This window comes from Dokdonella fugitiva (assembly GCF_014138265.1).
Taxonomy (GTDB): domain Bacteria; phylum Pseudomonadota; class Gammaproteobacteria; order Xanthomonadales; family Rhodanobacteraceae; genus Dokdonella_A; species Dokdonella_A fugitiva_A.
In genome coordinates, this window is the sequence record NZ_JACGXL010000009.1 from 74,200 (window position 1) to 86,115 (window position 11,916).

Below are 11,916 nucleotides of genomic sequence, written 5' to 3' on the forward strand. Positions count from 1 at the left end.
GCCGAGTGAAGGTGTTCGGCGGACAATGGCGACGACGAACGACGCGCCGACACGCGGGCGCTCGTCCGTGCTGCAGGAAATTGGGGCGAATGCGGCAGACGACGGCGTCGTGCTGGCGCAGGAGTCGAATGACACGACCGCAAGCGCCGCGGCAGGCCGCGAACGTGGATCAGGCATGATTTTTCCCCTGTACGGACGGCGCGCGATGCGCGCGCCGGCCTCGCGATTATTCAGGAGCCGCGTGATCGGTCAACGAGCGTGACGTTTAGCGGCGCTCCACGGTGGGACTGCCGCGTTCGGCGGCGTGGGCGAGCGCCTCGGCCACGCTGAGCAACGCATCCCGCGCCTTTCGCTTCATGTTGCGATAGTGCGAAAGCAGCAGTTCCTCCGCGAGATCCTGTGCGTAGCAATCGAGGTCGACGGCGGGGCTTTCCTGGGCGCCCCGGGTCCTGCGTTCGAACGCGGAACCTTCGCCCGTCGCGAGCCATTCGAACGACACGCCGGTAATCGACGCGATCTTCCTGATCCTGTCGACGCCCGGCGTCGTGCCGCGCGCGCTCTCCCACTGCGCCACCGCGCTCGCGGTCACACCGAGTTTTCGCGACAGCGACGCCTGGGACAGCTTCGACGAAACGCGTGACAGGCGGACGCGGTCGCACAGCCGGGCGCCCGGAACATAAGCGGAATTCATGGTTTTCATTTAGAGCGGCTTCCCCATAAGAGCGGCTCAATGGAGTCGGCACGAATGAACGCGCCGATCGCTGTCAGCACCCTAGGATCAGCAATGCCCGAGGTGCAACGTCGAAAACGCCGACGCCGCGTGTAGGAAACTTCCTACATGCACCGCGCGGATCGAGGCGAGCAGAGGCCTGGATCCGTCTTGACGCGACGCACAACGCCAGCGAATCATGCACGCAACGCCCTGTCTGCGGGCTTCACTCGCCGTTGCGCCGCCGTCGACATGACCTTCAGTGACCTGCAAGCATCAGCCCTGCAGTTGAACGCGCTCTACGAACAGCTCGAGACCCGCAAGTACGGGCGCACCTGGACCACGCAAGAACTGGCGCTCGGTTTCGTCGGTGACGTCGGCGATCTGGCGAAGCTGATCCAGGCGAATGCAGGCATCCGCACCATCGACGACTGCAAGGCGAAGCTCGGTCACGAGTTGTCCGATTGCCTGTGGTCGATCATGGTGCTCGCCGACAAGTGCGGTATCGATCTCGAAGCCGAGTTCGTCGAGAACACCCGCGGATTGGCGGATCATCTGCGCAGCGAGCTGGGCACGTAGTCGCCCGCTCCGCAGCGACGCGCCCAGGCGCGCGCCGGGTCGACGAGGCCAGCGGGCTACTTCGGCAGGCTCGAACGAATCCGCTCCGCGGTTTCCGCCAGCTGCGTGGCGGACGCGCGCACCCGCTCGCGCCGCCGCGCATCGTCGCTCGCATCGTGCAGCGTGCCGCGTGGACGGCCGGCACTCTCGAACGTCGCGAGTTGCGGTGGGCCGATGCCCCAATCACTGCCTTTCTGCCGAGGCACGACATGGAAATGGAAATGCGGCGTTTCCTGCCCGCTGTAGACGCCGTTGTTCTGGAACGTGAGGATGCCGAGAGGGTCGTAAGCACTCACGAGTGCCTCGGCGACCCGCTTCGCCGCGACGAGGATGGCTTCGCATTCGGGGCGCGAAAGATCGAGCAGCGTCGCGACATGCCGACGCGTGATCACGCAACACTGGCCCACTTCGAACTGCCACGGATTGATCACGGTGAGCGTGTGCTCGCCTTCTTCGATGATCGCCCACCGATCGTCGCGAGCGGCCGTTTCGCACAGGTCGCACGGATCTCTCACGGGCAGCTCGATCAATGGTGTTCTCTCCCGGCACGACAGGCCGACTCATCGAAGGCGCGCAGCGTACCGCCTGGCCAAACGCCCATGCAATCCAATCGCGACGACGATGCGCCGACCGCGTGCGCCTGCGCGACCCGCGCCCGAGCTCGCCGCACCCCACGCACTCCGTAGGAGCGCACCCTGTGCGCGACCGGCGCCTCCACACAACCGCCATCGCTGCATCACAGCGCGCAAACACTGCCACTCCGCCGCGTTCCGCTCCCACCGCGCCCCGTCGCCCGTTGCTTGAGTTTGCCCCCCGACAGGAAAACAATGCCCTCATCACAAGGGGCCCTCGACGATGCGAACCCACACCGCTGCAACCACGGCAGCGATCCTCGCGTCACTCGCATTCCCCGCCGCCTACGCACCGCCCGCCGCAGCCGACACCCTCGTCGTCGGCTGCACACCCAACGAATTCATCGCCGCGATCAACCAGGCCAACGCGAGCGCCGGCAGCACCACGCTGATGCTCGCGTCCGCGTGCGTCTACACATTCACGACGCCCGACAATGCGTGGTACGGCGGCAATGCGCTGCCGCCGATCCAGTCCGACATCGTGATCGAAGGCAACGGCGCGCGCCTCGTGCGCGCACCGGTCGGCCCGCCGTTTCGCTTCTTCACCGTTTTCGGCAACGTGCCGGGCCCGAGCGGGGATCTCACGCTGCACGACCTGCAGCTGCAAGGCGGCCTCGCCAAGGGCGGCGACAGCTTTCGCGGCGGCGGTGGCGCCGGCATGGGCGGCGCGATCTTCAATCGCGGCAACGTGCATCTGGATGGGGTCACGCTGAGCGCGAACACGGCGCAGGGCGGCGCTTCCGGCGCGGGCAGTGCCGCCGTCATCGGAGGTGGCGGCCTGGGGCAGAACGCACTTGCCGGTGGTGGCGGCGGCGGGTTCGGCGTCGGCTTCGTCGCGCAGGTTCCGCTGAGCAGCGGCGGTCTCGGCATCGGTGGCGGCGGTGGGGGAGGCGGCGGATTCCTCGCCACGGAAACGGCTACGACGCGACCGGCGCCGCGGGCGGCGCCGGCGCCGGCCCCGCCGGATTCGGCGCGGCGGGTGGCGGCGGTTGCTGCGAGGCCGGCGGCAATGCCGGCGACGGTGGGGGCGGTGGCGCCGGCGAAGGCTTCGACAGCATCGGCGGCGCCGGTGGCGGCTTCGGTTTCGGTGGTGCTGCCGGCGGCAGCTCACCCGTCGGCGGCGGCGGTGGGGGTGGTGGAATCGGCGGCGGTGGCGGCGGCTCCGTCCTGTTCGGTGGTGGCGGCGGCGGTGGCTTCGGCGGCGGCGGCGGTGCCGGCGCGGCGTCGGACTCGCCTCAAGGCCACGGGGGCGCCGGTGGTTTCGGCGGTGGTGGCGGCGGCTCGCCGATCGCGGGCGGTGTCGGCGGATTCGGCGGCGGCAACGGCGGCCTCGGCGGTGGCGGCGGTGCCGGCATGGGCGGCGCCGTGTTCAACCTCGGCGGCACGCTCTCCCTCAGCAACAGCAGCTTCGCGAACAACGAAGCCCACGGCGGCATCGGCGCGAACGGCGGCAGCGACGGCGCCGCCTTCGGCAGTGCGATCTTCAACCTGCAGGGCACCGTCGCCATCCAGGACAGCACCATCGCCTTCAACATCGCCACGGCCAGCAACGCCGGCGGCGCGCTGTACAACCTCGGCTACCTGCGCAACGACGACGGCGGCACGTGGCCGATGCCATCGCTCGTCGATATCCGCAACAGCATCCTTTCCAACAGCAGCGGCACCGGACCCGCCATCGATCTCGTCGCGAACGCCCCCGCGCTGGTGAGCGGCGGCGCACCCAACATCGCGACGGCCACCGTGACGCTCGACGGCACCGACATCGTCGTGACCCGCAACGCATCCGGCAACGGCCTCATCACCGGAACGCCGATCACGCTGGATCCGCAACTCGGGCCGCTGCAGGACAACGGTGGCCCCACCGAGACGCTGGCGTTGTCCGTTGGCAGTGTGGCCATCGACAATGGAAGCACCACTGCGACGACAGATCAGCGCGGTTATCCGCGCCCTGAAGGCGCTGCGCCGGGTATTGGTGCGTACGAATCCGACTACATCGTCGACCTGATTTTCAGCTACGGATTCGAGGAGGTGCGGTCGAACTTCCCACTCCAAGAGTCTGATCCAGCCTTGCGTTGAGTCGTTGAAGTACGTCGAATCACACTCATGAAACGGCTGGCAGTTGCAAAATCAGCGGGGATCTTCCGGGTGCTTGTCCTCATCGTTCAGGGTGCGGAGAAAGGCGACAAGCGCTTCCTGCTCCTCGTTGCTGAAGTTCGCCCCGCGATCGGGTGCGGAGTAGTACAGCTCGTGCTTCACCGCTTCGCGCAGCGTGGCGATGGAGCCGTCGTGCATGTACGGCGATGTGAGGGAAACGTTGCGCAGGCTCGGTGTTCGGAAGGCCCCGATGTCGGCGATCTGATGGGTGACCAGGAAGCGTCCTAGTGCAGCGATTTCTTGGCTCGACTGCACAGTAGTGCCGAGGTCGTTCGGCTCGATCGCGATGGCACGATCGACCAATCCGCGGACATTCGCCCGCAAATGATTCGCGCCGATTCCCTGATTGTGAAACGCGCCATCCGTGAAGGGCGCAGTGTCCTTGCCGACGGAGTGGCATACGGTGCACCTTGCCCGTCCCGCGAAGAGCCGGTATCCGGAGGCTTCTTGCGTCGTGATCGCCGCCAGATCATTCAAAAAAAAATATTGATCGAACCGAGAATTCGATGTCTTTAAGGTGGAGACGTACGCTGCCAAAGATCGGGCGATGTTCTCCACCTTCATCGGTTCATTGGCGCCATACGCATCCGCATACGCTCGGCGCAAGAAGCGATCGCCAGCGACGCGATCCTCGATATCCCCGGGCGTCCGGAGGCCCTGCTCCCGCGGGCTCAACAGCGGGTCCAGCACGAGCATCTCAAGACTACTTCGCCTTCCGTCCCAGAACAACGTGGCGCGATCGACGGAGTCGAGCAAGCTAGGCGCATTACGGGTTCCGGACATTCCATGAATGCCCTCTGAGAGCGACGTGGAATCGGAGAACGCACGAGTGGGCTGATGGCATTCGGCGCAGCTGATTTTACCGTCGGCACTCAGTTGTTTGGCATGGAACAGAATCGCGCCAAATTGTGCAATTTGGCCTCGAGCACCGTCGGATGCCGGCGCAGCGTTGACGGCCAGAACGCATGTCATCGCGAAGGTCGCAGCTTTTTCTGACAAGAGCGCGAGAGAATTTCGCATGCGAAATTTTCGATCTTATGGTAGTTAGTGGATAACAATTTTATTGTTGATTCTATATGAGAAAAAGTTTATACGTAATCTTCGTGACGGCGCGCTATATGCGAGCGCAAGTAGTCGCAGCCATTCGTTGCGCGATCGCTCTGGTTGTAGTCTCTATTGCGACCAATGCAATGGCGACGCAATACATCTACGACGCGCAGAATCGCCTGAAGTCCGTCACCGACGCGAGCGGTAACACGGCTGAGTACGTGTACGACGCGGTCGGCAATCTCCTGGAAGTCCGCCGGTACAGCTCCAGTCAATTGAGCATCTCGTCGTTCGCACCGCCAGCAGGGCCTGCCGGCGCAGCGGTGACGATCAACGGCACTGGCTTCGACGTGGTCGCTTCCGGCAACCAAGTGGCGTTCAATGGTGCTCCTGCCGTGGTCGGTCAGGCGACAGCCACTTCGCTGGCGGTCACGGTGCCCGCTTTGGCGAGCAGCGGCAAGATCAGCGTCACCGCCCACGGACAGACGGTGCAGAGCACCGGCGATTTCGTGGTGACGGCGGATAGTGGCGCTCCGACAATCACCGGCTTCACCCCTGCCTGCGCTCCGGCGGGGCAGACCGTTACGGTTACGGGTACGAACTTCGACGTTCTCCCTAATGCGACGCGGGTCGAGGTGGGCGAACGCGTTGCCAGCTCGACGGTCTCATCGCCGACGACGCTCACCTTCAAGGCCCCTCAGGCGACGATCGGTGGAAGAGTACGGGTCACCACGTCGAAGGGGTCGGTGGAGAGCGCCGATCTCTTGGCGGTGTGGCCTACGGGTATTGTCTGCAACGGCACCTGGATAGAAAGCCATTGGGCGAGCGCGGACGGCCCTGCAACCGCTATTTCGCTGGACCTGTCGAAGAGTTCGCTGCTCTACTTCCACGGGCAGAAGGGTCAATGGCTGAGCGTGCAGGCGTCCAACGTGGCGCCAGCGGGCAGCTACGTCAGTGTCTGGCTCGTCCTTCCGGACGGGACCACCGTCACGACATCGCCCGTCCGCTTCGGTCCGACCGATGGCTACACGGTCGATCTGCCGCCGCTGCCCGCAACAGGCACGTATGCGGTTCGTTTCCAGGCGACATCGTCGACGGCCGTGACGGCGAGTGTCGTGATCGAGTCCGCGCTCATGCTGACGGCCGACGCGCCAGCGACGCAGGTGGCTGTTAGTGTCGGGCGCACGCGGCGCTTTGCGTTTACGACCGACGGCACGTCGGAGCTCAGCTTGGGCGTCGATCCGGTCGTGCTCACACCCGCGAACCACCGCGCGGCGCTGTCGCAGATCTATGCCCCGGACGGAAGGGTCATTCCGGGTTGGGGACAAACTGTTCTCAGCTGCTGGGATACGACGTCGCCATCGGGGTGCCATATCCTGATGCCCCATCTGAGTGCGGGCACGTACGCTGTCGGCTTCAGTGCCGACACGAATGTAGCGGCCGACGCGACAGTCTGGTTGTCGAACGATATCGCTCCGACATTGCAACCGGGCGTGCCTGTGCAGGTTACGACGACTCGCTACGGGCAAACGGCCCGCTTGCACTTCTACGGCACCGCGGGTAGCGGCGTCTCCATCGACCTCGCGAATCTCCAGCTCCCGCAAAGCGGCGGGACGTACGTCTTCGTGCGCGATCCTGACGATATCGCATTGAGCGCCAACCAGACGACAACGCAATACGTGGCAGCCGGCGGCTCCATGCTGACGATTCCGTTCCTGCCGAAGACTGGCACGTACACGGTTCTCGTCACCCCCATCAATGGCAGCGCCACGAGCATGGAAGCGACGCTCGACCCTGGCGTCCCGCTCATCGTTGATGGCCCGGTCAAGGCTCTTTCGACCAACCTGCGAGGAAAGGGCATACGCCTCGTCGTCGATATGGTCGCCGGACAGAAAGTCGGTGTGGGAATCACCAATATCGCGGTGACCGGGTCGACCGGCTATCCGGGCTACTCGTTATACGCGCCCGGTGGAACGAAGCTGTCGACCGGCACGTGCCCGCCCACAACCACGCCCGGATGCGAGCTCGACTTGGGTCCGACGCGCGTTGCCGGCCGCTATGCGATCACGATCGAGCCACCGACCGATGCCAATGGGATGAGCCTGAGCGCCCAGGCAACGAGCGACATCGTCGTAGCAGATACCGTCGGCACGCGCGCACGGTCGATCGCGATCAGCCGGTACGGTGGCAATGCGCGCGTGGCCCTGCAAGGGACTCCGGGAGCAGGCCGGACGATCACGATCACGGATTTCGTGCCGACACCGGTTGGCAAGCACATGATCGTCAGCGTCTTGCTTCCGGACGGTCGCCCCTTGAACACGACGACGCCCCTCTACGTGGCGCTGGATCAGTCGAGCAGCACCGCGACCCTCAAGATCGGCGCTTTTCCGATCGAGGGCACATACGACGTCTTTTTCGATCCTCGCGATGCGGCGTTGGCGAGCTTCAAAGTCCAGGTCGGCGCGGGTGTCGACGTCACCGGGCCAGGAGGCGTCTCCATCCACAAGGACGTCGTTCCGGGGCCATGGGCACGCGCCGTGTTTGCAGGTCTTGTCGGCGATCACAAAGCCGTCGGCATGGATATCACCAGCTTGACCAACCCGACGGGTACCAATGCCTCGTTGTCGGTATTTGATCCTGACAAGTGGGGCATGGTTCAGCGCGACACGATTTCGCTGCTGTCGACGTGCCCCACCTCGAGTTCGGGATGTGACTTCGACCTGCCCGATCTGACCATCAGTGGAAACTATCAGGTCTTGGCCGAACTGCCCGTGACAAAGCCCGACGATGCCGTGGTGCAGATCTCGGTGAACAGCGACATCGTCGTGCAAGGGTCGAGTGGAACCTTCAACCTGGCCGCGCGCGGACAGAATGGAAGACTCCTTTTCGATGCGGCCGCAGGACACAGTCCTTGCATCAAGACGACGCGTTTGTCGCCCACGGGTGCCGACAGGTTGGTGGACTTGACCGTGTACACGCCGGACGGTGTCAAGTACACCGCCGGGGCGCTCTATGGCACGCAGACCATGAGCACGCTCCAACTCAATACTGTTCCTCAGACCGGTCAGTACATGCTCCTGCTCGATCCGGCGAATGGGTATCCAACCGATCTCAGTGTGACCGTGAACTTGCCGTGCGGGCCTTGACCATGGGAACGACTTCGATGTTTGGACGTACCGCCCTTTCGTTTGGAATCATGCTGCTCGTCGCCACGACGGGCCTTGCAGCCAACGCGGCGTTGCCGCCCGAGCAATCCGCACGCGTCATGCTCCCGGATGGCTCGCGCCTCGAACTCGGTGGTCTGGTCGATGGCGTTTCCACCGCGGGCGCGGTGATGACGTCGGAACCGGCGAACGAGAAACCCCTTGACGCATCGATGCTCCATCCTCGATCCGGCCACACGGCCACCGTCCTGCCGGATGGGCGCGTGTTCATCTGGGGCGGCGTCGACGACCACGGCAAGATCGTGCGCTCGGGCGAATGGTTCGATCCGTCGTCGCGGCGCTTCACCGAAGCACACGACATCCCCTTGGTGCCTCGCGTTGGTCACACCGCGACGTTGCTCACCGATGGCCGTCTACTGGTGCTCGGCGGGCACGCCGAGAAACTCGGAGCGCTCGAGGAGGCAGAGATCTGGGACTGGCGCAGCAACCGATCGGAGCTGTTGCCGATCTCGTTGAGTCCCGCACGCGAGGGGCATCGCGCGAGCCTGCTCGCGGATGGCCGCGTGCTGATCGTCGGGCCCGGTGCCACGGAAGCGGCGCTCTACGATCCCGATCATGTGCGCTTCATCCGTGCCGCCAGCGAAGACGCGTCGGCCACGAGCGCGGTGGATGTCCAGGTAACTGGCGCCATCCCCGCGCCGGATGCGAAGGATGTGCCGTTGGATGCGTTGCTGGCGCTGCGTTTCGACCCGCCGCTAACCCCTGAAAGTGCGAACGAGAAGACGATCGCGTTGATCGGCCCGCATGGTGCAACGCCCGCGCGCGTCGTCGCGGCCGAGTCCGGGCGCCTCGTGTTCGTCACGCCGAAGCAAGATCTGTATCCGGCCTCACACTACACCGTGTTCATTCAGGGCGTACACGATCAGCAGGGCCAGAGCCTGCTGTGGCATGCACTGGAGTTCGATACGCAGCGCTTCATGCCTTCGCCGCTCGATCCGCGCCTGGATCTACGCAAACCCGCGAGCGGAGCTGACACTTCTGTCTCCACTGATGTTGCCGGTACCGCATCGGCGCACACCAGCGACCGATCGGCCGGCGGAAAGGATGCCTCTCGCGGCAAGCCCTTCCAGTTCAGCAAGCCGCTCGTCACCGACGACGAGGTCTGGATTCCCAGCGAGGCGAACCTCGGCGGGCAGTGGCGCACGCAACGCCCGATCGCCGCGGACATCAAGGACGCCATCAACCTAGGCATGTCGAAGAACAGCCAGAAGGCCGCATGGCGTTCGCATCGGTTGCGCTCGGGCGTCACGGAAATCAGCGGCCGCATCCTGCGCCTGAACGATCGTCCGCTCGCCGGCGTCGATGTGCGAGTCGGCGAGGTACACACCACCACCGATGCGGACGGTCGGTTCTCCTTCCGGGGCCTGGCTGCGGGTCATCAGGAACTCGTCGTCGACGGGAGTTCCGTCGGCAAGGATGGCAGCAGCTTCGCGCAGTTCGTCGTCGGCGTCGATGTCGAAGCCGGCAAGGAAAACCCCGTCAAGCCGATCTACCTACCGAAGATCCGCGCGCAGGACTGGATCGAGATTCCGTCGCCGCTGCCGGCCGATCTCGTCGTCAGGAATCCGTACATGCCGGGTTTCGAGGTGCACCTGCCCGCGGGCACGATCCTGCGCGGTCGAGACGGCAAGGTCGTGCGCCGCGTCGCCGTCATCCCGATGCCGCTTGATCGCACGCCGATCAACTATCCCGTCAATACGCCGCTACACATGACCTTTCAGCCGGGAGGCATGAGCGTGGAAGGGCTGACGCCCGGCGTCACGAAGGGCATCCAGTTCGTCTACCCCAACTACAGTGGCGAAGCACCGGGGCGCCGTGCGGGCTTCCTGAACTACGACCCGACCGCGAAGGGCTGGTACACGTACGGATCCGGGTCCGTCAGCGCCGATGGCCGAAGCGTGCTTCCCGATCCCGATACGCAGATCTATAGCGCGACCGGCTTCGGCATCTTCTTCGGCGCGCCGCCGGCACCCAAAGGACCGCGGTGCGATGGCGCCAGCGATGGTGACCCCGTCGACCTGCGTACGGGGCTTTTCAAGCACAGCACGCAGGGTCCGGCGATGGATGACGTCGTTCCGCTTTCTTGGCGGACGACCTATCGGCCTGGCGATACCCAAAAGCGGAATTTCGGCTATGGGACATCGCACACCTACGGGATGTATCTCTACTACCCGGGTCCCGACGTCCATACCAACTGGATGGAGCTGGATCTGGTACTGCCCGATTGCTCGGTGGTGAAGTTCGAGAGCGTCATGGACACGCCGCACTCGACCACCTACCTGGCGAAGCACACGAGCACCCCCACCGCCTACTACGGAGCCACACTGACGTGGGATCCCAGTGCCGGCGTTCGGCTCACGCGCCGTGACGGCACGCAATTCCATTTCAATGAGTACGGTGGCGACCTGCTCAGGGTCGTCGACCGGTTCGGTCGGTCCGTGGAAGTCACGCGCTCCGGTGGCCTCATCTCGCGCGTGGCGACCGAGAGCGGTCGATACGTCGACGTCCAGTACGACACGCAGAACCGCATCACGGACCTCGCCGACATCGCGGGACGCCATTGGCAGTACGCGTATACCTCGGCAGGCTACCTCGATCACGTCACGTACCCGGACACCACGCACGAGAACTTCATCTATGACGCGAACGGTCGCATGACGGACGTATTCGACCGTCGCGGCAATCGCATGGTGCACAACGTCTACGACAGTTCTGATCGCGTCACCGACCAGACGCTGGCCGATGGAGCGCTCTACCATTTCGACTACGTTGCGAATGCCCAAGGACTCTCCACCCAGGTGGACGTGACCCGGCCCAATGGGACCGTTCGGCGCGTGACGTTCCACGCTTCCGGCTACCCGCTCACCGACACGGATGCATTCGGGACGTCGCTGCAGCGTACGGTGACCTATGAACGCGATTCGATCGGGTTCGTCACGGCCTTCACCGATGCGCTGAATCGGCGCACCGAACTGGGGTACGACAGCGACAAACACGTGACGTCGCTCACCACGCTCGCAGGCACGACGGATGCTCTCACGGGGAACTTCACCTATACCCCGGCGCACGACCTCGCCACAATGGTCGATCCGTGGGGCCGCACGACGACCTTTACATTCGATGCGAGGCGTCACTTGAAGCGCATCGAGGACAGCTTCGGTCGCTCGGTCGCGCTCACCTACGATGACCTCGATCGCGTCACGCAATTGAAGGATCACCTGAACCGCACCACGAGTCTGGGCTACGACCTCTACGACGTGAGGACGGTGACGGATCCGCTGTTGAACTCGACCACGTACTTCGTCGATACGCTCGGCCGTCCGGCCGCCGTCGAGAACCCACTGCATCAGCGCACGCAGGCGCATTACGACATCAACGATCGCGTCAAGGACGTTGTGGATGCGTCCGGCGCGACCACGGCGTTCGGCTACGACGCCATGGGCAACCTCACGAGCCTGACCGATGCGCTCAACCGCACGACGAACTGGACCTACGACGCGCGCCAGCGCCCGCTCACGCGCACCGACGCGCT

9 protein-coding genes are annotated in these 11,916 nt (G+C 64.6%); 5 read left to right on the forward strand and 4 right to left on the reverse strand.

Annotated elements, in window-relative coordinates; translation table 11 throughout:
* The first annotated feature begins 25 nt into the window (after window positions 1-25).
* On the forward strand, window positions 26-262 hold the full coding sequence (locus FHW12_RS20965; RefSeq protein ID WP_182533025.1) for a hypothetical protein: 237 nt from the start codon (window positions 26-28) through the stop codon (window positions 260-262).
* Window positions 263-265: 3 nt separating this feature from the next.
* On the opposite strand, the gene FHW12_RS20970 is transcribed toward FHW12_RS20965, so the two are convergent.
* Entirely contained in the window at window positions 266-700 is a 435-nt protein-coding gene (locus FHW12_RS20970) for a helix-turn-helix domain-containing protein (protein WP_182533026.1), read from the reverse strand.
* Between the two features lie 261 nt (window positions 701-961).
* On the opposite strand from FHW12_RS20970, the gene FHW12_RS20975 reads away from it, so the two are divergent.
* A complete protein-coding gene (locus FHW12_RS20975; RefSeq protein ID WP_182533027.1) occupies window positions 962-1,288 on the forward strand; it encodes a nucleotide pyrophosphohydrolase in 327 nt (108 codons plus the stop codon).
* A gap of 56 nt (window positions 1,289-1,344) precedes the next feature.
* Here the strand turns inward: FHW12_RS20975 and FHW12_RS20980 are convergent, their stop codons facing one another.
* Both FHW12_RS20980 and FHW12_RS20985 read right to left on the reverse strand, forming a co-directional pair.
* A complete protein-coding gene (locus FHW12_RS20980; protein ID WP_182533028.1) occupies window positions 1,345-1,842 on the reverse strand; it encodes an HIT family protein in 498 nt (165 codons plus the stop codon).
* Between the two features lie 382 nt (window positions 1,843-2,224).
* Window positions 2,225-2,653, reverse strand: a complete 429-nt coding sequence (locus tag FHW12_RS20985; RefSeq protein ID WP_182533029.1) for a hypothetical protein — start codon at window positions 2,651-2,653, stop codon at window positions 2,225-2,227.
* 659 nt (window positions 2,654-3,312) lie between these two features.
* Between FHW12_RS20985 and FHW12_RS20990 the strand changes: the two genes are divergently transcribed.
* Entirely contained in the window at window positions 3,313-4,035 is a 723-nt protein-coding gene (locus tag FHW12_RS20990; RefSeq protein WP_182533030.1) for a choice-of-anchor Q domain-containing protein, read from the forward strand.
* Window positions 4,036-4,086: 51 nt separating this feature from the next.
* Here FHW12_RS20990 and FHW12_RS20995 read toward each other — a convergent pair whose 3' ends face one another.
* Window positions 4,087-5,133: a cytochrome-c peroxidase gene (locus FHW12_RS20995; protein ID WP_182533031.1), complete on the reverse strand. Its 1,047-nt coding sequence runs from the start codon at window positions 5,131-5,133 to the stop codon at window positions 4,087-4,089.
* A 170-nt stretch (window positions 5,134-5,303) separates the two neighbouring features.
* Between FHW12_RS20995 and FHW12_RS21000 the strand changes: the two genes are divergently transcribed.
* Both FHW12_RS21000 and FHW12_RS21005 read left to right on the forward strand, forming a co-directional pair.
* Entirely contained in the window at window positions 5,304-8,306 is a 3,003-nt protein-coding gene (locus tag FHW12_RS21000) for an IPT/TIG domain-containing protein (protein ID WP_182533032.1), read from the forward strand.
* A gap of 50 nt (window positions 8,307-8,356) precedes the next feature.
* Window positions 8,357-11,916: kelch repeat-containing protein (locus FHW12_RS21005; protein ID WP_182533033.1), on the forward strand; the 3,560-nt coding region annotated here is incomplete at its 3' end.

Bases quoted from the DNA above. Each gene is read 5' to 3' on its own strand.
- FHW12_RS20965 (WP_182533025.1), top strand. From the start codon at position 26: ATGGCGACGACGAACGACGCGCCGACACGCGGGCGCTCGTCCGTGCTG.
- FHW12_RS20970 (WP_182533026.1), bottom strand. From the start codon at position 700: ATGAAAACCATGAATTCCGCTTATGTTCCGGGCGCCCGGCTGTGCGAC.
- FHW12_RS20975 (WP_182533027.1), top strand. From the start codon at position 962: ATGACCTTCAGTGACCTGCAAGCATCAGCCCTGCAGTTGAACGCGCTC.
- FHW12_RS20985 (WP_182533029.1), bottom strand. From the start codon at position 2,653: ATGCACGTTGCCGCGATTGAAGATCGCGCCGCCCATGCCGGCGCCACC.
- FHW12_RS20990 (WP_182533030.1), top strand. From the start codon at position 3,313: ATGGGCGGCGCCGTGTTCAACCTCGGCGGCACGCTCTCCCTCAGCAAC.
- FHW12_RS20995 (WP_182533031.1), bottom strand. From the start codon at position 5,133: ATGCGAAATTCTCTCGCGCTCTTGTCAGAAAAAGCTGCGACCTTCGCG.
- FHW12_RS21000 (WP_182533032.1), top strand. From the start codon at position 5,304: ATGGCGACGCAATACATCTACGACGCGCAGAATCGCCTGAAGTCCGTC.